The organism is Limimaricola soesokkakensis, assembly GCF_900172345.1.
Taxonomy (GTDB): Bacteria; Pseudomonadota; Alphaproteobacteria; order Rhodobacterales; family Rhodobacteraceae; genus Limimaricola; species Limimaricola soesokkakensis.
Map to the genome: position 1 here is coordinate 30,348 of NZ_FWFY01000013.1, position 22,277 is coordinate 52,624.

Genomic DNA, 22,277 nt, shown 5'->3' on the forward strand with positions numbered 1-22,277 from the left:
TGAGCCATATGGTATCACGGAGGGGCGGTTGTCAACTATTGTGAGTTCTCAGATTCGTTCGGCTAGAGCTGCTCTTCGGTGGTCGGTCTCAGATCTTGCTCGTGCGAGTGGAGTAAGCGTCAGTACAATCAAACGAGCCGAAGCCGCAGCCAATGTTGCCCAGATTACCGGCCCGAATATGATTGCCCTCCGGACCGCTTTGGAAAATGAGGGCATCGAGTTCATTGGCTCGCCCGATGACCGCCCCGGCATTCGCATCACCCTGTCCGCACTAGAGAAATAGAACTTTGCTTCGTATTCTTGTTCTCAATTGCCGTTCGGCCGCCCTTGCCCTGACATTGCTACTGGCGCTTGTAATCGGCGTCCTGACGCTGATCCCGCTGAACGTCCCCCAAGCCATGCCGGGCAGTGACAAGCATCATCACCTGATCGCCTTCGCCGCGCTTGCCCTGCCCACCGCCGCGCTCGCGCCAAGGCTGTTGTGGGGCCTTCTGCCAGCCCTCGCACTTTACGGGGTGCTCATCGAGGTCCTGCAGCCCTTTGTGGGGCGCAGTGGCGACCAGAGGGATGCCTTGGCCGACGGTCTGGGGCTAATCACCGGATCGGGTCTCGGCCTCCTGCTGTATCGACCATTACAACGCCTGAAGCGACGCGCGCCTGCGCTCACGGAGTAACCGCAGGCCCTCCCCGCTCAATTCTCCTCGAGACCTTCGCGTCCCCGGCGCAGCAGCTCCCGGACATGCGCCTCGAAGGCCCGCGCCTCCGCCGTGTACTGCCCGTGCTTCAGCGCGTTCCGGTTGCCCTTGGGCGCGCCGGAGCCCGCCGAACCACCATGCATGCGGCAGCGCGCCTTGCCGGCGACCGCCGGGGCCTGGCAGGGCGTGCTCTTACGCGTCCGGGCCCCACAGCGAACGCTGGCGCGCATCGGCCCGGTATTGCGCGGATGCGTCCCGCTCACGATCTTCTCCGGCTCTTCGACGGCTTGCGCGTTTTCTGCTGCACGAGCGGGGTCTCGAGCGCGTCCAAGAGCGCCGGCGGTCCTGAAGGCTGAGCTTGCCGCTCGCCTCCTTTTTCCACGTTGCCGACGATAGCCTGCCCACCGGAATGCACGTGGACATGCTCCACGGTCACCTTCTGCTGACCTCTACCCCGGTGCTTGTCGAGCGCGGCCATTTGCTGCGCGTAGAGCGCCATCAGCTTCTGGGCGTGCTTGAGGTTCGAGTCCCGTCCCCAGTCGCTCTGGCCCGGGAACGCCGCCCGCCGCAGGCAATCGAGCGCAGCCGCGTGCGTGCCAACCATCTGCGCTGCCAGCATCCCCTCGGCGGCACCTTGGGGTTCCAGCCCCTCGTAGAGCTCAAGCGCCCGCAGGAGCCGCGCGTTTCGTTCGGACTCCGGCAAGCTTTGGGGCAGCCAGAGAAGCTCGGCGATCTCGGTGAGCTTGCGCGCCTCGAATGTTCTGTCATCCGTCGGCAGCGCTGCCTCGCCTGAGAGAAGCTTCGCCGCCGAATGCTTTTTCGGCCGGAACTGGGGCTCCGATGTCGTCTTCTTTCCAACCATGGCGGCGATCATGCGTGTTGCCCTGCCACCGCACAAGCAGCAATCCCGCGTCTCTTCTACTGTGCATGGGGTTGTATTGGGGTTTCGATGCCAAGCCCCCGGGGGTGATGCCCGATAGAGGGCGTTATCAGCCCCCAAGGATAGCGGCTGTACTTGCAAGCAACTGACAAGATGCTCCGCTACCAATGAGCTCGCGTCGCCAAAAGCTCACCCCCTAATGTCATCCCCTGCTCGTTCTTGACGGCTTCTTCCCGGTGGCCCACAGTTAACCTATGAGCAACTGGACCACCTTACGCGCGATACGATGACGCCCCGTAGCTGGGGCGCCGTTCGGCGTGCATGGTCCCACCATCTGAAATTCGAGATCCCGCCCGGCTGAACGGTCGCCCCTTGTCCACATTCAGGAACAAGGAGCCATACCCATGGCTGACCAATTCGACCCAATTGCCGCGAACATCCAGATCCGCGCAACCCTCGGTCTACGCCGCAAGGATGAATCGGGTGCCCGTCTAGACCTACGGTTCGGGCCTGACGAAGATCCCGAACCAGGGGCAATCTACAGGATCAAAGATGTCTTGGGCGAAGCGTGGGAACTGAGCTATCGCTGGTATGAGCCCGTTGAGCCCCTCCCTTGGGGGGCGCCCGATCCGCGCATGCGGGAAGCTCTGCTTGGCGATCTGGAGGCGGAACTTGAGGAGGCCGGCATCGAAGGCTCAAGTGCCGTGCTCGACTATCCGACCGGATGGCTATGGATCGCCCAAGTGATGACTGACCGCATGGTGAAATGGGCCGCCGAGGGCGAAGAGATCGAAATTTCCGATATCAAGGAAAAATTCGGCACACTGCGCTGCTACGTTCGCGGGTCCGAACGGCTTCAAAATCTCGCACAATGGTGCGAAGCGCAGTCCGAGACCCGCTGCATGGCGACAGGCCTGCAAGGAAGGCCGCGAAATGCAGGCGGTTGGGTGCTGTGTCTGTCCGAAGAAATGATGGAACTGCATAAACGTGATCACTACCAGCTCATGGATCTGATCTACGCGCGATCCCCTCGCAGCTGATCCTGGTCGGTATTACGAGGCGAGGGCTGATGCCTGGTAAGCGTCGGCCCCTGCTCTCACAGCTGTGCAATCTTATCAACCGATCCGGCCTAGGCTGCGTTCGACTGTCCATGGCAACGCTGGAGCGACGTTCTGGAAATCGAAGCGTGGCCCAAGACTGCCCAATACCGGATGAACTCAACCCGCAATGAAATCCCGCACCGTCACGAGGGCGCAATCGAAGCCATCTACGGTAGGAAGAGAGAAGGCGGGCACATCATCAACGCCTATGCACGGTACCGACAGTCGCCCACCTTGCCAATCTAAGATTGACATATGAGTCTGGACACACTTGCAGAGTGCAGCTTGCTGCCACTGAGTGGGAGGAGATTCGAAAGCCTATAAGATAAAATAGTCGCCTCAGGCAATAAATATATAGCGCGCGTGTAGAGGGCCCAATGCCTTGAGGGCACAGGCCCCGTCGCCGCCAAATCCAGACAGAAAATAAACTCCTTGCGCTTGCAACCTTGATAACTGGCGCGCCGAAAAATATGAGCAGAAGATTTGACTATAACTACATTACCCCATCCACCTCAGTACTTTTCCGGATCGAACGGCCAGCCAACGGATCTCGAGCGCTGCTTAGTAAATGCGTCTGGAGGCGGGAATAGCCATGATACACCCGACTTTAAAGGCGAAGAAGTATCAGCTAACCTTGTAAAAGCCTTGGCAACTGGAACGTTTGAGCATCCTGAATGGGCCGACTGGATCCCAAATCCTGCAGGTTTTTCGCTCAAGGGCGCCAAGATCAAGGAACGTCTAATCCTGACAGAGATAAAAAATCTTCCGTCAATGGAGTTAGCTGAGTGCAAGCTGGAAGGTGGGCTTGACCTAGGTGGATCTTCGATAAATGGAGACGTGGTTCTTGAAAGGTGTATAGTTAATAAAGAGCTATCTCTAGCATCTGCCCGCATTGAAGGAATGGCCCGCCTTTCGCACGGTCAGGTTGGCACCCTTAAGGCAAAAGGCGTTAGGGCTGATAGCGTTTGCCTGCGCTTTATGAAGCTCGAAGGGCGAATTGATATCTGCGAAGCAGATATACCCGGAGAAATTCAATTTCTATCCGTTACCTTCCCGAAAGGAATCGCAAGAATTTCCGCTAAACACGTTTCTGCTGGGCGGTGGTTCATGACAGGTTGCAAAATCCCTGGCAAGATTGATCTATATCAATCCAATTTCCAAAGTGTATTCGTAGTAAGTGGGTGCAGGATCGGCAACGGAGAGGAGAGTGCCTTTAGTGCACCCATGTCAAATTTCGGAGGAGGAGCGTTCATCAATGGCAAGACCCAGATTGAAGGCGGCCTGGACTTAAACTACTCGAATTTTGAGGTTGGCCTCGATCTCTCAGGGTCTAAAATCAAGCGCTTCAAGGATTTTGCGATTAGGCTCGATGGTTCGAGAATTGAAGGGCAGCTAGACCTTAGAAATTCAGTCGTTGAGGGCCTCATCTTTGCTCACAGGATGACGGTCAATGGTCGACTGACGCTTCAAGGTGCGTTGCTCTCCAGCAACGAGGCCCAAGTTGCCGGATCTCTCCCAAGTTCAGAGTCTTCTGAAGTACTCCAAGAAACCAGCAGTTCGTTGAACAGTGGTCCGACGGGCGGTCTTGGGGGAAAAAGATCCCGAAAGGCAAAGAGGCAGCCAGCAAGAATTTTCACGAATACTGGCACACCGCTCTTTCAATTCAGGAGGCCTGCATATCAGGCCGCCTCACTTTGCCAGAGAAATGTCCCAGCGGCACTATTGATCTTTCACATGCGGAATGCTGTGTTCTGGATGATGTGTCTTCTGGTTGGCCGATTCCAATAAACACACAGACTGAAGCGCGCGAAAGCCCCGATGGAATGCAGCCCTATCTTAGGTTGGATGGATTTCAATACAAGTACTTTCAGAATCCAAATGGCATCTCAGGTGGCGCTGGTCTGCGCCAAGACAAAGATATAGCAGACGCGCGTATAAGTTGGCTGTTGTCCCAGTCGAGCAACGAGATCCGAGAGCGGTTCAATCCGCAGCCTTGGCGCCAAGCATCACTGGCGCTACAGGAGATGGGGTATGATCGCGCTGCTCAGAAAGTTTCAATTCGCCGCCGCATTCAAGAGCGATATTCACGCGATACTCCATTCGGTGAGCGCATTGTAAACAAGGCCCTTCACCTTGTAGCAGAGTATGGTCACAACCCCTGGAGAGCTATTTTTCTTTCATTGGCGTTGATTGTCGCCTTTTCTCTCGTGTACCATCTCTCTGTAGTACTCTGTGGAGACCTCAAATATCTGGCCCCTTCCTCCACTTGCGATGCACCTATGTACATTCCTGTCCGGTATGGCGATGTGGAGGGCTCAAGATACGTAACGGATTATCCTGACTTTTCTCCTTTCTTCTACTCACTCGGGTCGTTTGTGCCGCTATTTGATTTGGGATCCGAGTCATTCTGGCGAGCGAATACCGCAACCCCTTGGGGCTGGATCTTGTATGTACTTTTTGTACTTGAGAGAGTTTTGGGTGCCATTTTCATTGCCATTGCGGTAACGGCATTCACAGGCATGCTTACTAGGGACGAAAGGTAGTTCGGATGTCATGTCTGTCGTTCGAGACATTACTGTTTCGCAAACTTCTTCCCGACAGCAACACGAGCCACTTCCTGGGTCGGAACCCAGTCTTTGTGCTTAGCGAGAGAAGTGCTGACGATCCGATGGAGTGGGAGCTGTAAGCTTCATTTCAGCTCTTTTGGTTCCCCCGGCTCAGGCCGGGGGAGGTATCAACAAATCGATGAACGCCGAATGTAAGACTTGGATCGCTGTGCTGATTTCCTAATGGCCAAGCGAAGCGTTCTGATCGATGCACTGGGCCCTGACCTTCCCGTTGAACGCCTTGGCAAATGCGTTGTCCGTTGGCTTTCCAAGCCGACTGAAGTCGAGGATGGCGCCGTTCATCCATGCCCAGAGATCGGGGTCCTTGAAGATGAATTCCAGCCCTTGGTCGACCCGGATCGAGCGGGGGATGCCATGCTCGCGCGTGACACGTTCGAGCGTGGCGACCACGTCCGCACCTGTGTAGCGGCGTCGCACGTCGATGGCGACAAGGACGGCGTCGATTGGCATAGACTGGAGCGTGGTCATGGTCGGTCTCCTCTTCGGTGGGTGGTGTGCAACACCACCGTAAGAGACCTGAGACCCGGCCATGGCCACCTGCTGCGCGATATGAGGGCTCCGCAGGCGCCCATGGCCTCCCTTCCATAGGTGCTACGGCCCCGAGTTCGTGGCCACGAAGGTGCGGGACTGGATCGAAGCCGTCGGCGCCCAGACCACCTTCATCGAACCGGGCTCGCCGTGGGAGAACCGCTACTGCGAGAGCTTCAACGCCCGCTTCCGCAACGAGCTGCTCGATGGGGAAATCTTCTACACGCTGCGCGAGGCGCAGATCCTGATCGAGCGATGGCGAAAGCACTACAACACCGTCCGGCCTCACAGCTCATTGGGCTACCGCCCGCCAGCACCAGAAAGCATCGTGCCCGTCGACCGGAGGCCAACCATGCATTAACAATCAACTTGGAGCACTCAGTTGGGGCAGCTCAATCGTGTGAAGGCGCTTATCGAAGGCGTCGAGGTCGATCTGGATGCACCGCTGTCGCCCGGTGACACCCGAGGCCCTTCTCAGGGCGGGCGCTGGCTCTCGGCGATACGATCGGCTTCCCATGTGAGTTCATCGAGACGAATTCGCACCAGGTCGGCGGCGTCCTCATCCGGTCGAACGGCTGATCGCGCAAGGTTCGAAATATAGGCACCTACCGCCATCACGCCCGCGCCGCCCCAGGTTGCCACCTCACCGAGGGGCGGCCGGACCAAACCCAGAAGCCCGAGCGCCGTCAGGGCTACACCTGCGATCTCGCAAAGATAGGCCGCGATCTGCAGCCAGCGTCCCGGCGACGGAGGACGCGCGACATATTGGTTTTGTTGAAGCCACTGAACCCAGACGAAGCCTTCCGTTTCGATATCGGAGAGCGACATGCGCCGTGCCGGATTTGCGTCGACATGGTAATCGAAGGCCGCCCGGTTTCGCGGATCAGGCGGCAGCATTCGTCAAGCTTTGTGGGCCTTCGCCCTCGCAATGGCGTCCTTGAAGGCATCGGCAGACGCCATAGCCCGATCGTAATGCTCCCGTACGGAGCGGATTGAGTTCGCCCGCTTGCGCGCATTCCAGATGACCGCGATGACCGAAGTAACCGCGATGAGCGCGATGGCTCCGGTTCCCCGCACGGCCGGTATGCCAAGGGCGTCCCCGACGAAATAGAGGAACGGCAGGGCCATGACGATACCGAGAATGACCGCGCCCTTCCAATCGAGGATCAGGACGGGCTTGGGGCCGGTCGGTGCATCGGTGGTCTTCATGGCCATGATAAATTCCCAAAACTGGGTTAGTTCAGGAGCCGAACGCCCTGACATGCTACGCGGTTCGACCGCCACCGGCAACTGCGGCACCACATGCCTCGGCCGGGCTGACCTTGGGCAGCGTGCGCCAGCCGCGCGATGTCCGGTCTCGCGAGGTGCGGCACCTTGAAGTGTTCGAGCCTCTCGTAGAACCAGTCGAGATCGGCGTCGTCGAGCATGCGCTCGACCACCGCGTCGAGGCTTTCGATCCGCGCCACGCTGTCTCTCACGGGGGCGCTTGGCAAGGGCCGTCAGCAGGCGCTGCCGCCCGCGCTTCTCCAGCTGCGAGGCGACCGAGACCACCAACATACCCTCCGTCAGGCGCAGATACCAGACGGCGCGGGCTACTAGAATCCGGGTAATCAGATCTGGACCGTGGTGTCGCCCGACGTGATGACGCCGTACGTCTTCTTGCCCCACCTGCTAACTTGGTTTGACCAGAATGCACTGCCCCCAGATGACGCTCGGCGCGCTGCAAACTGCGCTGCCTGAAGGTCCCAAAGCCGAGTCACGAAGCGCACGGTCAGCCTTGTGGTGCATATACGTTCCACTACATTCGTTATGTGCAACTTCGCATCGGGGCCGCCGATGGCAAACCTGACAATCAGAATGGACCAGAGTTACAAGAACAAACTCATGGCGTGGGCTGCGATCCGGGGAACCAATACCACCGACTATATCAAGGGGCTTATCGCTGCCGATATGGCGACCGCGAGCCCCGAAGAGCGTGCTGCCGCTTGGTTTCGCGAGAATGAAGCGGCGCTCTCCGCTGAGGCGAAGCATATCGAGAGGAGCGGTGTCCCTGGCTTGCACCTAGCCCTGAACCATCCGCGGCCAGGTGCAGAAGTTTGACGTCTTAAGATTAGTGCCGATATCTATGCAGTAGTCCAAGCCACGGGCGAGCTGATGATCTCCGCGAGAGGGTGACCGTTCCGTTCATGCCATTCCGCCTGAGCGGCGAAGGTCTCTAAGTTCTCCTCGAGCCATTTGCTTCGCCGGGCGTCCTCGACAGCGTGCTTCAAGGCCGCGTTCGCGACGGCCGAAACATTGATCCCGAGGTTCCGGGCTGAATCCAGCAAAGCCGCATCCAGCGTGAGCGAGGTTTTTCGTTTAGTGGCAATGCCCATCTCTTGCTCCCAAACCATATACCGCTCATAGGGCCATCAAGCGCCGCGTCCTGCAAGCTTGGCAGAGGTCGCGATGTCGGCCGTCAGCTCTCGCGCAGCCGCCACAGGTTTTCGACCGGTCCCGCGGTGATATCGGCGCCACTCAGCAGCCACTCGGCATCGGGAACGCCACGCCACTTCTTCAAAGTAGCAAGTCGAGCCCGGCCTCGTTGCGGATGACTTCGGGCCCCGCAGAGGCGCGTACGACCTGGCCTTGGAGCTGCACCAACATCTCCGAAGCAGCAGCAGGCGGCTCTCGTCGAGCCCCTCCCCACGCTGTCGCGGCCAAAACTCAAGCATCTTTCATCGGGGTCGCGCGAACCATGCCTGCGCCCTGCATCATGGATGCTAGAACCCGCTGATCCGGGGCAGCCAAACGGAAATCGCCGGAATGAAGGTCAGTGCCAGCAGCACCACGAGATGAGCCACGAGAAACGGTGGCATCTCGCGCACCAGATCTCCGACCCGCAGCTTGACCACCGAAGAGACCACGAAGAGCAGGCTGCCTACCGGCGGCGTGATCAGGCCGATCGTCAGGTTCACGATCACCACGATCGCGAAATGCACCGGGTCGATCCCCAGCGCCGCGGCGATCGGCGCAAGGATCGGCACCAGGATCATCACGCCCGGCAGCGGATCCATGAACAGCCCGAAGACCAGCAGCAGCAGGTTGACCATCAACAGGAACAACAGGGGGCTCAGCTCCATTGCCACGATCGCGCTTGCCAAGCTCTGCGGCACGCTTTCGATGATCAGCACCCAGGCGAAAGCGCGAGCGCCTGCCAGGATCAGCAGGATCGCGGCACTCAGCAGCGCGGCATCGAGCACGATCTGCGGCAGCTGCGAGATCTTCAGCGAGCGGTAGAAGAACATGCCGCACAGCAGCGCGTAGAGCACTGCGACGACCGAGGCTTCCGTGGGCGTGAAAATCCCGGCGCGAATGCCGCCGATGATGATGACGATCAAGAACAGTGCCGGCAGCGCGTAAAGCGTCGTGCGCAGCATTTCGCGCGGCGACGGCATCGGTGCGCTGCTGCGGAACCCGCGCCTGCGACAGACATGCCAGTTTACGGCGGCCATGGCACAGGTGATGAGCAGGCCCGGCAGGATGCCGGCCATGAAGAGGGCGCCGACCGAAACCGCCTCGTCCTGCATCGCGTAGAGGATCATGATGATCGAGGGCGGAATGATCGGTCCGACCACTGCGCTCGCGGCCGTCAGCGCTCCGGCGTAGGAGCGGTCGTAGCCGTTGCGCTCCATCTCGCGGATCATCATCGCGCCCGGCCCCGCCGCATCTGCCAGCGCCGAACCCGAAATCCCCGCGAACATGGTGGAGGAGATCAGGTTGGCGTAACCCAGCCCTCCGCGAAGATGGCCTACGAATTGCCCGGCAAAGCTCAGCAGGATGCGCGTCATCGCGCCCCCTGACATCAACTCGGCCGCGAGGATGAAGAACGGCACCGCCATGAGCGGAAAGCTGTCGAGGCCCGAGAACATCTCCTTGACGATGACGATCGATGGGTAGGACGAGCCGAGACTGACGGCAATTCCCGCCGCGATGGCGAGCGCGAAGGCGACGGGCATGCCGATCGCCAGCAGGATGAAGAAGGCTGCAAAAAGGATCGGGGTCATGTCGTCTCCGACGGCTCAGGCCAGACCGCGGGGGGCGGCGGAACGTTCCGCGGGCTCGAAGCTGCCCGAGCGCAGATAGCTCACGAGCGCCAGCGCCAGATGGGCAGCGAACAGCGCGAAGCCCATCGGCATGGCCAGATAGATCCACCAGAACGAGATCCGCGTCGCCGGGGTAAGCTGGCGGCCCATCCGCCCCATGTAGTCTACCCCGATCTTCACCATCAGCGCGGCGAAGCCCAAAAGCAGCAGCGCCACGACCCCGCGCAGCACCATGGCCGCCCGCGGTCCCAACGCGTCAGGCAGTGCAGTAATCGCGACATGGCCGCCCCGTCGCAGCGCCAGACCCGCGCCGAGAAAGGTCATCCAGACCATCAGGTATCGCGCCACCTCCTCGGCCCAGATGATCGAATGATTTGTCAGGTAGCGCAGCGCCACGTTGGCGAAGATGATGCAGACCATCGCTGTCAGAAGGCCGATCAAGGACCAGCGGTTCAGCGCCGTCAGCATGCGATCCGTCTTCTCGAGCATGGCAGGCCTTTTTCGGGCGACCAAGGCAGGGGCCATCGATGGCCCCTGCCCCGCGTCAACGGTGGATCACTCGGCCGCGACGATGCGGTCGATCAGCCCGCTGCCATACTCTTCGGCATAGCGCGCATAAGCTGGCGCCAGCGCTTCGCGGAAAGCGGCCCGTTCCTCGGACGAAAGCTCGTTGACGCTCATGCCCTCGGCCTTGAGCTGCTCGAGCCCCGAGGCTTCGATCTCGTCGACATAGGCGCGCATCGCCGACTGAGCCGCGATCGCACCCTCCTGGAAATCCTGCTGCTCGTCTTCCGACAGCCCCTCCCAGAAGGGCAGCGAGACAAGGAACACGGTCGGGGCATAAACATGACCCGACAGCGTCAGGTGCTCCTGCACCTCCGACAGCTTCGCGGAGGTGATCACGGTGAGCGGGTTTTCCTGGCCGTCGATCGTGCCCTGCTGCAACGCGCCGATCACCTCGGGCCAGGCCATGGGCGTCGGCGCAGCGCCGAGCGTTTCGAAGGCGGTGATGTGGGTCGGGTTCTCCATGGTCCGCAGCTTCAGCCCGGCCAGGTCCTCGGCAGTGTTGATCGGCCCGCGGTTGTTGGTGATATGGCGAAAGCCTTGCTCGCCCCAAGCAAGTGCCTTCAGGCCAACATCCTCGAACCTGGCGAGGATCTCCTGTCCGACCGGTCCGTCGAGGACGGCGCGTGCATGGTCGAAGTCGCGAAACAGGAAGGGGATGTCGAACACCCCTGCTTCGGGAACGAAGTTCGACAGGGTTCCCGACGAGGCAATCGTGGTCTCGACGGTCCCCAGCTGCAGACCCTCGATCACCTCGCGCTCGCCGCCTAGACCGGAAGACGGGAAATGCACGAAATCATATTCGCCTTCGGTGGCTTCCTCGACATGGGCCTCCCAGGCTTCGGCGGCGACACCGTAATGCGAGGCGGGCGCCAAGGCATAGCCGAGCTTGACCTCGGTCTGGGCGAGGGCCGCGTGTCCCGAACCTGCGATGATGGCGGCCATCAGCCCGCGTGCGATAAACGACATGTCATCCTCCTCTTGAAAGCCAGAACACGGTGCGGTTCACCACACCGATGGCTTCCTCAACCTGGCCGAGTTTCTGACGTCGCGTTCCGGCAGGTGCAACCCTGCTCGGCATATCTCGGCATCGATATCGCGACGGCCGGTCGCAGAATTGCATCAAGGCGACGCGCAACCCGATGAGAGATGCCAGATGACATCCGCAGCGACCTAGGCTGATCGGGATCAGCGGCACCGCAACCGAACGAGGGTACAAGGCCCTCCGCTCCCGCTGCCGAATTGAGGACCATCAGCTCCGAGCCCTGAATGCCGTGGACAAGAAGGCAAGGCTCTGCCGATGGGATCGGTCCTGGAACAGATCTCCGGAAGGTCGACATACGGCGCGGCTTCACCACGCCCGAGATCGGGCGTTATTGGCCCTTGTGGCCAGCCGGGCACGGACCGTCGCGGGAAACGCGGCCACGCGCGAGGCTGGCTGGAGGGCTCTGGCTCAAGGTCTCGATGTTCGCCTCATGCAGAGGCGTGGTGCCACGAGTGACCCGAGTACGCAGGCGCGTTTGCCGATTGGGGAAACAGACACGACCACGACCGCCGCCCGCACGCCAAGATCTTCCTGATCCAGAGGCGCGAGCCTCCAGCCTCGGTCATCACCATGGGCGGCAACTTCGGCTTCCCGCTCATTCTTCGTCCAAAAGTGAGGCATTCGGGGAAGAGTTGCGGGACAGCCGTTCTTTGCGCAGCGAGGAGGAGATCGAGGAACCAGGAGCCAGATGCTGGACCTTACCCAAGATGCGGGCGCGCCGTCCCACCTTGGGACGTTGGGCTTCGGCCCATGCCGCCTTCAGCTCCTCCTCCGACTTTCGCCACCACCCGACCCGTATATGGGTCACGCGGCGGCCGGTCTTAAGCGGGGCCAGCGTAATATTGAAGGGTGCCAGAGCGTTGATCTCGTCTGCGGCAGGCTTCAGCACGTGCTTGTTGAGCGCACCAAAAGCAGGATATTTGCCCTCCTCTACCCCAAGCATCTGCCGGAACTCCTCCAGCGTGATCTCCTGAAAGACCTTGCGGCTCAGGTTCGACCATTGCGAGGCATTCTCGTAGAGCGAAACCGCGTATTTCGAGCTGAACGCCATCAGCACCGGCAGCGCTATCTTGCCCCAGATCGAGCTGTCGCGCAGCATTTCGACCAACCGCTTGTCGAAGGAGTAGGTCAGCACCCCTGCCGAGCGGTCCGGGTCATCCATGTCGTTACCGCCAAGGAACTGGACACGACGCGTGCGCCCCCCCGAAAGCCTCACAGTTAGGATCGTTTGCATCAAGGAGACAATGGCCTCCTCGATCATCTCGGAGCCCTTGTGCCCATCGGTCCTGAGTTCGGCAAGCTCGATCGAATAATCCTTGCCTTCGCGAATGCCCTGCTGATGCGCATTGTGCCATAGGATCGTGATCGCGCGCCGCGCATTCAACGTAAGCGTCTGGTGTCCAGTGATCTGTATGAGTTCCGATGGCTTGATCGCTTCGTCACGCGAAGGCGTCAGTGCAAGAACTCGTACATCACCGGACATGATACAACTTTCGCGACAACCGAACTTACTGTGAATTCTTTTGGAGGATATCCTTCACCCTTTCAAGAGGGAGGGACTGTGGATAACTTCCAGTCTCGCCCCCGAGAACCTCACATCAAGGCCCCGGAAACCTCACCCTTCGCCCCGGAAACCTCATCCTTCGCCCCGAAAACCTCACCGCTTGCCCCGGTTTCCTCACATTTACGATCAGAACTCCCTGATTTCATGAGCAAATTTCGCCCCTGAATCTATGAATCTTGAATCCTGAAAGGATAGAAGGGCCTTACGCCCTCCCCTGCCCTTCAAAATGGGTCATCAAGATGTCCAGCATATCCGCGTATGTACGCCGGTCGGATTTGCAAAGAAGCTTGAAGCGCTCGATCGTATCGAGGGGTGCCTTGATGGAGATCTGGCCATCACGAATCTCTTGCCGGCTAGGCCAGCGCGCCGGTTGTGCCGCAGGCCCCGTGGCAGACGTCTCCTCTTGCCTGTCTAAAGATGAGGAATTCGGGGCCTCTGGAAGCAACTGCCTGGTCTTGCTCGGTGCCGGAGTGCGCGAGACTTCCGCTTCGAACTGCTTCAAGCGACTGAAATCAAGCGACTTGGGCATTGTAAGCTTTCTCCAGCATATCAATCACTTCGGAGGCGAAGGCTTGAGCGTTATCAACCGCTTTTTCGATACCGTTCACTTCCGCAGGGTCGAGATCGCGCAAGCCGGCGCCGGCATTGTGCAGTGATGAAAACGCAGTCCGGCGATGCAACTGCGTGGCAAAGACCGGGGCTGCCGCCTTGAGTTCAGCTTGGATATGCCGCTCGAGCTTGCTTTTCACGGCAGCGGAGGTACGGGCGAAGAGGATGGCGGCCGGAATGTCGCGGCGACGCGCCCTGCCCTCCATCGCGACCTCGGCCAAGGTTTCGATGGCCGCATCCGCATCTTGTTGTTCCTCGCCCGCCGGGATGATCACGAGATCGGATTCGGCTATGGCAAAGGATGTGAGACGGCTCGCGGTTCCTTCCAGGTCGATCAGAACGAACGGAGCGCGGCCACGAGCTGCGGCGATCTCATCCTGGATTTGTCGTTCCCCCGCACTGGCAACCACTTCGATTCCACGTGGGAGCGAAGCGAGTTGAGACCAGCGTGTCAGGCGGCGCGCCGGATCCGCGTCGATAATCACAACCTGGGTTCCCTGCGCAGCAAGTTCCGTTCCTAGAATGATGCACGATGTCGTCTTGCCAGCTCCGCCCTTTGAGCTGGCAAATGATACGGTAGGCATGGTGGGTCTTTCCTACTCTTGTCTGCTCTAGCCCACCCTACCCATGGCTGGGCTAGGTATTGCAAGGGTAGGCATCGGTATCCTTGGACAGCCATGGATATAGTGTGACTGCGTTGCCATGCGTACCGTACTCTACGGTATCCCTGCCATGCCATGGGTACCTTGGGAATTCTTGGTATACTTGACCCTAGAGATAAACACTTCACATCGGCTGCGAATAGTCATGGACATCCCACTGTTTTTATATATTTTTCCCCACTTCTCGGGGTGGTGTTTTCGGGGGTGTGAAGCAAGATCCGCGATAGAAGGTTGAGCCGGCTGGTCTTCCGGACGCTCTCACCTGTATATCGACCTCATGCGTTTTCTAGCTCGTCTTCGCCGGGCCTTGGGTGCCCGTACTGTGCCAGTTTTCGACGCAGTGCTCGCGCCGGCCACGCCGCTGGCGGTCATCGGCGATGTCCATGGACGCGCAGATCTTCTTTTCCTGATGCTGGATCGGCTCAAGCGGGAGGCGCCGGATCATCAGGTCATCCTAGTGGGGGATTATCTGGACCGCGGCGAGGAAAGCCAGGAAGTGCTCGAAGCACTGCGTGAGCAGTCGGGCCTTGTCTGTCTAAAGGGCAATCATGAGGCGATGTGCCTGGAGTTTCTAAAAGACCCGGAGCGGTATGGCCCTCGCTGGTTGCGTAACGGCGGTCTGCAAACGCTTGCCAGCTTCGGAGTGGGAGGAGTAGGGCAGGGGACGGACGCGGCCAGGTTGGTCGCAGCGCGCGATGCGCTGGCTGAGAGCCTCGGGGATAACGCCATCACCTGGCTGCAGAATTTGCCGTTGTCTTGGCGCAGCGGCAACGTGGCGGTAGTGCATGCGGCGGCGGACCCCGAACTACCGATCAGCTTGCAATCGGAGCAGACATTGCTGTGGGGGCATCCGAACTTCGATCGCGTGGCTCGACAGGACGGGGTGTGGATCGTGCATGGCCACACCATTGTCGATCAGGCAAGAGCTGAAGCGGGTCGGATCGCGGTGGATACGGGAGCCTATGCGAGCGGTCAGCTGAGTGCCGCGATAATCGAAAAGGGCGATTTGCGCATCGTGGAAGCACGGCTTTACAGTTCATGACCCCCTGGTGCGGATGACTGTATGTCAGGTCCCAGCGCCAACCAAGATGGTTGCGTTCGCTCGTCCGCATCGCTACCTTAAGTTGAGAAAAGTTGACACGTTGCGACCCGGTTTCCCGGATCAGATGGCAGCGAAGCCTCCTTTTGCGACCGCATATACCGAGACGGATGGTAATGACCCACCCCATCGACAAACACGTCGGCACGCGCATCCGCCAAGGGCGCTGGATAAGAGGAACGACGCAGCAGGATCTGGGGGATGCGGTTGGATGCAAGTTCCAGCAGATCCAGAAGTATGAAACCGGGGCAAACCGGGTTTCGGCCTCGCGGCTGTGGGACATCGCCGATGCCCTGGAGGTGCCCATCACCTATTTCTTCGAAGGCGAGGCACAGTCAGAACCGCCGCTATCAAGGTTTCCGGATCGCGGCTCGGCCGAACTGCTTCGGATCTGGACATCCTTGAAGGACAGGCAAAAGCAGGCCCTGCTGAGCCTCGCCAAAAGCATGACCGATATGGACGAGTAGACCTGCAAATCTCAGTGGCTCTCGGAACTGCGACGCCTGCATCGTTTGTGCATGCCCGATTGAAAGATCTCTTTCAGAGACGGTGCGGTTCTCTTCGTGTCTCGCCTCTTTCATATGCCCTCCTGGTTCCGATGATCTGACCTGACATCGGTCAGCTCGACCGCCACCTTTTCACCGCAATTCCAGATGCTGGGATTCGAGTTCGGCCGCTGCGACTGTGCCGGCGAACGACCCAAACGACCGCCTTAATTCTCTCTGTTTCCATATGATTGACTGAATTCGTCCTTTCTGTGCTCTTAAGGGGTAGGAATGGGGCGATTTCTGGACCGCACGTGGCGGTCGCCCTACCAATGACACATTCACGCCACGGTGCATGATCCGCAGAATGCGGGACTGCCCCCGGTGAAGAGCTTGCTCTTCGTCGGGGGCGGGATCGGGCCGGTGGCGTGGTTCGCAGGAATTGGTCCGGTGATCCCTCATGCCCCAGCGCACACCAGATTTCGTGGTTCCCCGTGTCCTGCGCGGCTTGCCGGCCGGCGTGTTTGCGGACCCGCGTGCGCGACGGTATGGGCGCCTGCGGTTGGGGTTGTTGTTTGCTTTGGTGCTTTTTGCGGCTTGGGTCACGCTGTTCTTCGTCGAGATCTGGCATGATGGCGACCTCACGCCCGTCAGAGCTCCCGAAGAGGCGGGTATCCTTTCCCCCAGTCCGGGTGCGCACAAGCATCTGCACGGCCTCGAACCCCCAGGCCCGCACGGGGCACAGGTGCTCCTCTCAGACGGGAACACGCCGAACGTGGCTTGCCCGGCACCCGAAGCTGCGCGACGCCGTCCGGTCTTTGCCTTCGCGCCGTCGTCCTCCCAGCATGCCCCTTTCTCGCTGGGCCAGGATTGCGGGCTGATCGATGTCCTTCTGCCCGAATGGGCCACGCTCACGGCGCCTCAGGGGACCGCGCAACTCGACATGGAAACGGCGGCGGCGCGCATGCCCATCGTACAGGCCACCCGAAAGGGCATCGCCACCTGGCCGGTGGTGAACGTGACGCCGGACTATCTTGCGGTTCTCGCGGAGACCCCGTCTCAGCTTGGGGCCGAGTTCAAGACGCTGCAGGCCGTAGCCCTCGAGCAGGACTGGCCAGGCTACTGTCTCGATTTCAGCGCCTTGGTGGGCACGCCTCTGGCTGACCGCTTCTCTCTCCTGCGGAACTGGATGCAGCGGAGCCGTGCAATCGACATGGAGCGCTGCGCCATCTTTCCGGCAGGGACGGAAGCAGGGCTGTTGCAGTCTGCCGGACGCGTCGCGGAGCATGTCATCGCCAAGGGCTTCGTTGAGCCTTGGATCGGTACCGCGCCGAGCCCGCTTGCGGCGCGCGATTGGTTTGCTGAAGAGGTGGATCGTGTGCAGGGACTCGTGCCCGAGGACCGGCTGGTGCTGGCGCTGGGAACGGGCGCCGTGCTGTGGCATCCGCAGGTGGCCCTGCCAGAGCGGGTCGGTTTTGCGCACGCGATGACCGAGCTTTCGCTCGCGGATGGCGAGATGGCGTTCAGCCGCGAGAGCGGCAACAGCTTTGCGACCTGGCGGGATGAAACAGGGGGGCGGGTGCGCGCCTGGTTTCTCGATCTCGCTTCCTTCGACAGCCAGCTTCGGGATTTGAAAGCTCGCCCCATTGCGGGGATCGCGGTGTGGGGCGTGGGGCTCGAGGATCCGGCGATCTGGCCACGCCTTGCCGGCGCTACGGATGAAGCGTTGAGCGGCGTGTCCTTCGACAGTTACGTCCATCAGCTGGGCGTAGGTCCTTTCGTGCGCCCCGGTCCGGCCGGCGTGACAGGGCTGCGCCATATCACCCGCGATCCGATGAGCGATGAGATCACGGGTTTCGACTACGAGGTGATGCCGCGCGCCGCACTCGTCGAACTCTATGGCCGGGGCCGGCCCGACCAAGTCGTCCTCACCTTCGATGACGGCCCCGACCCCGACTACACCCCCGCCATTCTCGATATTCTGGCCGCGGAGGATGTGCCCGCCTCCTTCTTCGTGCTGGGGCAGCGCGTTGCGCAGTCCCCGCAGATCCTCCGTCGAATGCTGAAGGAGGGTCACGAGGTCGGCTCGCACAGCTACTGGCACCCGAAGATGGACGCGATCTCGGAAGCCAGGGCCCGGCTCGAGATCAACTCGACACAGCTCGCGATCGGCACCGCGAGCGGCGTCTCGGCGCGGCTCTACCGCGAGCCCTACATGCGCAGTGGCGGTCCGATCCATCCTGCAGAGCTCGACACGCTGCGCCCGCTGCACGAGGCTGGCTACGTCATCGCCGGCATGGAAGTGGTGCCCTGGGACTGGAAGGCGGAGTCCCCCGAGGCGCTCGCCGATGCGGTGATCACGCAGATTGCCGAAGGGGCGGGCAGCGTCGTGCTTCTGCATGACAGCGGGGGCGATCAGAGCGCCACCGTGGAGGCGGTCCCACTGATCATCGAGCAGCTGCGCGCCCAAGGCTACGAGTTCACCACCTTGGCGGGCTTGCTGGACGTGCCGAGCTACACGCTGATGCCGGCCGCGCCAGCGCTGGCCCAGTCGTTCCACCGCTTTTCTTTCCAGCTGATCGGCAATGGCTGGACGCTGCTTGCCTTCGGCTTCTGGGCGACCTTCGTGATCGGGGCAGGGCGCTCGGTCTTCCTGCTGGTCGCCGCACGGCTGCGACAGCGCCACGTGGCACCGCTGCTGTCGGGCCGGGACAGCCCCACCGTGGCGGTGGTCATCCCCGCCTACAACGAGGCAAAGGTCATCTCAGCATGCATTCGGAGCGCTCTGCGCAGTGCCTATGACTACCTCGAGGTCATCGTCGTGGATGACGGCTCGACCGACGGTACCGCCGAGATCGCAAGGGCGATGTGCGAGGATCCGCGGCTGCGCGTCATTCGCCAAGCCAATGGCGGCAAGGCCAGCGCGCTCAATACCGCGCTGGCCGAAAGCGAGGCCGAGATCTTCGTCTGCCTCGATGCCGACAGTCAGATCGACCCGCATGCCGTGGCCCGGCTGGTGCGGCACTTCGCGAACCCGGAGGTGGGTGCCGTCGCCGGCAAGGTGGTGGTGGGCAACCGCACGGGATGGCTCACCAAGCTGCAGGCGCTCGAATACATCACCGCTCAGGGCGTCGAGCGCCGCGCACGCGAGTGCTTCAATGCCATCCCGGTCGTACCGGGCGCGCTCGGCGCCTGGCGCGCCACGGCTGTGCTCGAAGCAGGGATCTACTCATCCGAGACGCTGGCCGAAGATGCCGACTTGACGATGTCGGTGATCCGCTCGGGCTACCGGGTGATCTATGACGAAACGGCCGTCGTCACCACGGAGGCGCCCTGCCGCCTGTCGCAGCTCATGACCCAGCGGCTGCGCTGGTCGCTCGGTACGCTCCAGGCCACCTTCAAGCACCGCCATGCTTGGCGCGAGGGCTCGGGCTTGGGCCTTACGGCGCTCCCTGACATCGCGCTCTTCGGCTACCTCCTGCCCTTCCTGGCACCGCTCGCCGATGCTTTCCTCCTGCTCAATCTATGGAACTGGGTGCAGGCCGATGCCACGGCCGAACAAGCGCCTTCCTGGCTGCTGCTCTTCGGATATGCGCTGTTGCCGTTGCTCGAGATCCTGGTCGCGGTGGTGGCGTTCCGTTTCGATCGGGGCGAGGATCGTCGCCTGCTTCTGTGGCTGCCGCTTCAGCGCCTCATTTACCGCCCGATCCTCTACTATTGCGTCTATCGAGCTCTCTGGCGTGCCGCGTCGGGGCGGCTCGCGAAATGGGGGCGGATGCAAAGAGGGGGCAGCATGCTGACGGCAGGCCTGAGCCGCGCGTGATCGGTCGACGCGAGCTGCTCAAGGGTGCAGGCGCGGCGCTGGTGGGGATGGGGCCGGCCCGGAGCCTGGCGGCGACCCGCGTGGTGCCCAGCTACACCGTGCTGCGCGACATCACCGCCGGGACGCCGCCCGAGGTCCTGCGTGCGGTTCTGGAAACCTTTGAGCGCCAAGGCCTGCCTGTGACCTGTCTTGTCACGCTCGATGCCCCCGGGGCGGGAAGACTTTCTGCTGACAGCCCCGTCATCGATGTCCTGACCCAAGTTGCGGGTGCAGCGCCGGGGCTCGTGGAGATCGCGCCGCATGTCCACGAGCTGGCTACGCTTTCGAGCTACTTCCAGGCCCGACAGGCGGCCGAGGCGGTCGCGCAGCTCAAAGCCCTGCTGGGAGATGCGGCAGCCGCCATACCGATCCGCTCGATCGCCTGCGATACGCCGCAGCAAGCGCAATCGCCGCAGGGCCTGCGCGGCGCTGGATTGCATACCGAGCTCCTGCTGCCCGAGGAAAGCGGCCCATTGCGGAGCGAGCGCTGGCTCGACGGCACCGTGCGCTTTCTGGGCGGCCGGGTCCTGACTTTGGACGATGCGCGCCAAGCCTATTGGGAGAGCGACACGGAACGCAGTCAGGTGCTTTGGACGCTATCGATGGCGCAACTCGCCGGCGACGCCCCGGCGCAGCTGTCAACCAAGGCGGCGGTCTTTGCGAGCCAGGCGCTGGCAGCCGAAGCGGTGCGCGGACTGGCGCACCTCACGCTGTCGGAGGCACAGCTGCGGGATGATTACGGCTACCGGCGGGATCTGCTGCTCCATCTCGTGACGCGCAGCGCGAACAGCCCGGCCTTCCAAGCCTTGACCACGGAACTCGACGCGCGGGGCATCGCTCATAGCTATAGCCTGGTGCCCGAGGGAGCAGGGGGCGCTGATGGGATCCGGCTCAAGCTGATCCCGGGCCATGACCAGGGAAAGGCCGGGAGGGGGGTGCGCCTGTCGGATACCTCCGTCGGGTCAGCGCAGAGCATCGTACTGCAACCCGGGGCAGGGGCCTTTCGAGGCCTGAGTGCGGAGAACGCGCTGGTACTGCCCGCACGCCTGCTGGCGGATCCGGAATCGATCTATGCGCTGGAGCAGGACCAAGAGGAAATCGAGGACAAGGTGCTGCTGGTCGATGCCGACCGTGTCCACAGAGGCGTTCTGCGGACTGCGCTGCTGCGCGGCTTGGAGCAGAGGCTTGCGCGCCCGGGCCGGCGCACGATCGCACTGCCGACGGCGCTGGAACGACTGCTGCCGCAGAGCCCGTATATCGGCCATCATCGGCGCACAGAGCGTTTCCGCGAAGGCGCGGGGCGCATGGTAGAAGCGGTGGCCCCCGCGGAACGCGCGGCGCTCATGGAGGATGCCCGCTGCGCTTGGCGCTACTTCTCCACCTGGACCAACCCGGTCACCGGGCTGTGCCCGGCCACCGTCTACAACGGAAAAGGTGGCCGACGGCTGCACGAGGCCGTCACCATGTGGGATGTGGGCAGTCACATCAACGCGCTCATCGCAGCGCATGATCTCGGTTTGATCGGGGCGGCCGAGTTCCAAGCGCGCAGCGCTCGGATCATGCCGCAGATCGTGGGCCGCCGCTACAACGGGCGCCTGCTGCCGCAAGGCTGGATCCGCACCGACCGGTCTCGCTGGGGGACCCGCGACTTCGATGCCTGCGACGCAGGCCGGCTGCTGGCCGCGCTCTACGCGCTCGAGAACCACCCCGCCGCCAAGGCCCGGCCATCGGACATCGTGCAAGCCTACGACCTCGCAGCGGTAATCCAGGCAGGCGAGATCCAGAACGTCACCGACGGCGTGTTCCACAGCTCCTATGGTTCGCATTGCGCGCATTACGCGGCCCACGCCTTCCGGATCTGGGGGTTCGACGCGCGCTCGCCCTATGAGGTGATGCGGGGGCGCTCGAGTGCCGACGGGCAGATGGCGCTCATCGAAGCGTCCGGCCTCATCGGCCCCTTGGGCGCCGAGCCGTTGCTTCTCGAGGCGGTCGAGCTCGGCATGTCGCCTGAGTCCGCCTACCTCGCCGACCTGCTCTTTGCTGCCCAGTTGGAGGAGTACGAGGAAACCGGCCGGCTCAAATGCGTGTCCGAATGCCCGATCGATCGCGAACCCTGGTTTCTCTATTCTGGCCTGCAGCTCGATGCAGATGGGCGCCGTTGGGCGACCGATACGGTGAACGGACATGCCCGGCATCGTTCAGAGGCTTTTGCGGATGCCAATGCGGTGATTAGCAGCAAGGCGGCGTATCTCTGGGCAGCTTGGCGACCGCATCCCCACAGCCAGCGTCTGCTCGAGTATGTCCGAGCGCGGGCTCGCCAAAAGGTGGGCTTCTCGCCGGGCATCTACGAGGCGGACGATCGCGCCATGCCCGATTACAGTGACATCAACACAAACGCGATCATACTGCAGGCCATTGCTTATAAGGTAATTAATACAAGCGCTTGATGTCTATAAAATTAAAATCGGCGCG

The 22,277-nt window shown here is 61.4% G+C and carries 22 protein-coding genes and 2 pseudogenes; 11 read left to right on the top strand and 13 right to left on the bottom strand.

What is annotated here, in order from left to right; translation table 11 throughout:
• The first annotated feature begins 40 nt into the window (after positions 1-40).
• Together LOS8367_RS16445 and LOS8367_RS16450 are read left to right on the top strand one after the other, a co-directional pair.
• On the top strand, positions 41-283 hold the full coding sequence (locus LOS8367_RS16445) for a helix-turn-helix domain-containing protein (RefSeq protein WP_242665628.1): 243 nt from the start codon (positions 41-43) through the stop codon (positions 281-283).
• A 4-nt stretch (positions 284-287) separates the two neighbouring features.
• Positions 288-674, top strand: coding sequence for a VanZ family protein (locus LOS8367_RS16450; RefSeq protein WP_207569287.1), 387 nt, complete (start codon positions 288-290; stop codon positions 672-674).
• Between the two features lie 17 nt (positions 675-691).
• Here LOS8367_RS16450 and LOS8367_RS16455 read toward each other — a convergent pair whose 3' ends face one another.
• Both LOS8367_RS16455 and LOS8367_RS16460 read right to left on the bottom strand, forming a co-directional pair.
• Positions 692-958: an HGGxSTG domain-containing protein gene (locus LOS8367_RS16455; protein WP_207569288.1), complete on the bottom strand. Its 267-nt coding sequence runs from the start codon at positions 956-958 to the stop codon at positions 692-694.
• Entirely contained in the window at positions 955-1,569 is a 615-nt protein-coding gene (locus LOS8367_RS16460) for a hypothetical protein (RefSeq protein WP_085897635.1), read from the bottom strand. The genes LOS8367_RS16455 and LOS8367_RS16460 overlap by 4 nt, the downstream gene beginning before the upstream one ends.
• Before the next feature lie 410 nt (positions 1,570-1,979).
• Here LOS8367_RS16460 and LOS8367_RS16465 point away from each other — a divergent pair, with 410 nt between their 5' ends.
• The 3 genes from LOS8367_RS16465 (at position 1,980) to LOS8367_RS18895 (ending at position 5,218) form a co-directional block, all read left to right on the top strand.
• Positions 1,980-2,615, top strand: coding sequence for a hypothetical protein (locus tag LOS8367_RS16465; RefSeq protein WP_085897636.1), 636 nt, complete (start codon positions 1,980-1,982; stop codon positions 2,613-2,615).
• A gap of 543 nt (positions 2,616-3,158) precedes the next feature.
• The gene (locus LOS8367_RS18890) at positions 3,159-4,463 is read left to right on the top strand and encodes a hypothetical protein (RefSeq protein WP_133056355.1); all 1,305 of its coding nucleotides are present in this window, start codon (positions 3,159-3,161) and stop codon (positions 4,461-4,463) included.
• 35 nt (positions 4,464-4,498) lie between these two features.
• Complete coding sequence (locus LOS8367_RS18895) at positions 4,499-5,218, top strand: hypothetical protein (RefSeq protein ID WP_133056356.1); 720 nt, start codon at positions 4,499-4,501, stop codon at positions 5,216-5,218.
• Between the two features lie 267 nt (positions 5,219-5,485).
• Here LOS8367_RS18895 and LOS8367_RS16470 read toward each other — a convergent pair.
• Positions 5,486-5,725: pseudogene (locus LOS8367_RS16470) on the bottom strand (IS3 family transposase); the annotation flags it as partial.
• Between the two features lie 172 nt (positions 5,726-5,897).
• Here LOS8367_RS16470 and LOS8367_RS16475 point away from each other — a divergent pair.
• Positions 5,898-6,191, top strand: a pseudogene (locus LOS8367_RS16475) (integrase core domain-containing protein); the annotation flags it as partial.
• A gap of 113 nt (positions 6,192-6,304) precedes the next feature.
• On the opposite strand, the gene LOS8367_RS16480 reads toward LOS8367_RS16475, so the two are convergent.
• From LOS8367_RS16480 to LOS8367_RS16490, 3 genes are read right to left on the bottom strand one after another with little or no spacing between them, the layout of a single operon-like run.
• Positions 6,305-6,727: a hypothetical protein gene (locus tag LOS8367_RS16480; protein ID WP_085897638.1), complete on the bottom strand. Its 423-nt coding sequence runs from the start codon at positions 6,725-6,727 to the stop codon at positions 6,305-6,307.
• A 3-nt stretch (positions 6,728-6,730) separates the two neighbouring features.
• Complete coding sequence (locus LOS8367_RS16485) at positions 6,731-7,039, bottom strand: hypothetical protein (protein WP_133056358.1); 309 nt, start codon at positions 7,037-7,039, stop codon at positions 6,731-6,733.
• A gap of 26 nt (positions 7,040-7,065) precedes the next feature.
• The gene (locus tag LOS8367_RS16490) at positions 7,066-7,323 is read right to left on the bottom strand and encodes a hypothetical protein (protein ID WP_207569289.1); all 258 of its coding nucleotides are present in this window, start codon (positions 7,321-7,323) and stop codon (positions 7,066-7,068) included.
• Positions 7,324-7,687: 364 nt separating this feature from the next.
• On the opposite strand from LOS8367_RS16490, the gene LOS8367_RS16495 reads away from it, so the two are divergent.
• The gene (locus LOS8367_RS16495; protein ID WP_085897641.1) at positions 7,688-7,930 is read left to right on the top strand and encodes a hypothetical protein; all 243 of its coding nucleotides are present in this window, start codon (positions 7,688-7,690) and stop codon (positions 7,928-7,930) included.
• Between the two features lie 23 nt (positions 7,931-7,953).
• Here LOS8367_RS16495 and LOS8367_RS16500 read toward each other — a convergent pair whose 3' ends face one another.
• The 7 genes from LOS8367_RS16500 to LOS8367_RS16530 form a co-directional block, all read right to left on the bottom strand.
• The gene (locus LOS8367_RS16500; RefSeq protein WP_085897689.1) at positions 7,954-8,205 is read right to left on the bottom strand and encodes a type II toxin-antitoxin system CcdA family antitoxin; all 252 of its coding nucleotides are present in this window, start codon (positions 8,203-8,205) and stop codon (positions 7,954-7,956) included.
• A gap of 387 nt (positions 8,206-8,592) precedes the next feature.
• Entirely contained in the window at positions 8,593-9,876 is a 1,284-nt protein-coding gene (locus LOS8367_RS16505; RefSeq protein WP_085897642.1) for a TRAP transporter large permease, read from the bottom strand.
• Positions 9,877-9,891: 15 nt separating this feature from the next.
• Positions 9,892-10,404, bottom strand: coding sequence for a TRAP transporter small permease (locus tag LOS8367_RS16510; RefSeq protein ID WP_085897643.1), 513 nt, complete (start codon positions 10,402-10,404; stop codon positions 9,892-9,894).
• Between the two features lie 66 nt (positions 10,405-10,470).
• Positions 10,471-11,448 carry a TRAP transporter substrate-binding protein gene (locus LOS8367_RS16515; RefSeq protein WP_085897644.1) on the bottom strand — a complete coding sequence of 326 codons (978 nt, stop codon included), beginning with the start codon at positions 11,446-11,448 and terminating at the stop codon, positions 10,471-10,473.
• A 671-nt stretch (positions 11,449-12,119) separates the two neighbouring features.
• Entirely contained in the window at positions 12,120-13,007 is an 888-nt protein-coding gene (locus tag LOS8367_RS16520; RefSeq protein ID WP_085897645.1) for a replication initiation protein, read from the bottom strand.
• Positions 13,008-13,290: 283 nt separating this feature from the next.
• Positions 13,291-13,617, bottom strand: a complete 327-nt coding sequence (locus LOS8367_RS16525; RefSeq protein ID WP_085897646.1) for a hypothetical protein — start codon at positions 13,615-13,617, stop codon at positions 13,291-13,293.
• Positions 13,601-14,281 (bottom strand): nucleotide-binding protein, encoded by a 681-nt coding sequence (locus LOS8367_RS16530; protein WP_085897647.1) that lies wholly within the window; start codon positions 14,279-14,281, stop codon positions 13,601-13,603. The genes LOS8367_RS16525 and LOS8367_RS16530 overlap by 17 nt, the downstream gene beginning before the upstream one ends.
• 355 nt (positions 14,282-14,636) lie before the next feature.
• Between LOS8367_RS16530 and LOS8367_RS16535 the strand changes: the two genes are divergently transcribed.
• From LOS8367_RS16535 to LOS8367_RS16550, 4 genes are all read left to right on the top strand, one after another.
• On the top strand, positions 14,637-15,401 hold the full coding sequence (locus LOS8367_RS16535; protein ID WP_085897648.1) for a metallophosphoesterase: 765 nt from the start codon (positions 14,637-14,639) through the stop codon (positions 15,399-15,401).
• 173 nt (positions 15,402-15,574) lie between these two features.
• A complete protein-coding gene (locus tag LOS8367_RS16540) occupies positions 15,575-15,925 on the top strand; it encodes a helix-turn-helix domain-containing protein (RefSeq protein ID WP_085897649.1) in 351 nt (116 codons plus the stop codon).
• A 763-nt stretch (positions 15,926-16,688) separates the two neighbouring features.
• Positions 16,689-19,766, top strand: a complete 3,078-nt coding sequence (locus tag LOS8367_RS16545) for a trifunctional glycoside hydrolase family 18/polysaccharide deacetylase/glycosyltransferase family 2 protein (RefSeq protein WP_165761507.1) — start codon at positions 16,689-16,691, stop codon at positions 19,764-19,766.
• The gene (locus LOS8367_RS16550) at positions 19,763-22,252 is read left to right on the top strand and encodes a DUF3131 domain-containing protein (RefSeq protein WP_165761508.1); all 2,490 of its coding nucleotides are present in this window, start codon (positions 19,763-19,765) and stop codon (positions 22,250-22,252) included. Before LOS8367_RS16545 ends, LOS8367_RS16550 begins: the two co-directional genes overlap by 4 nt.
• Positions 22,253-22,277: the final 25 nt, after the last annotated feature.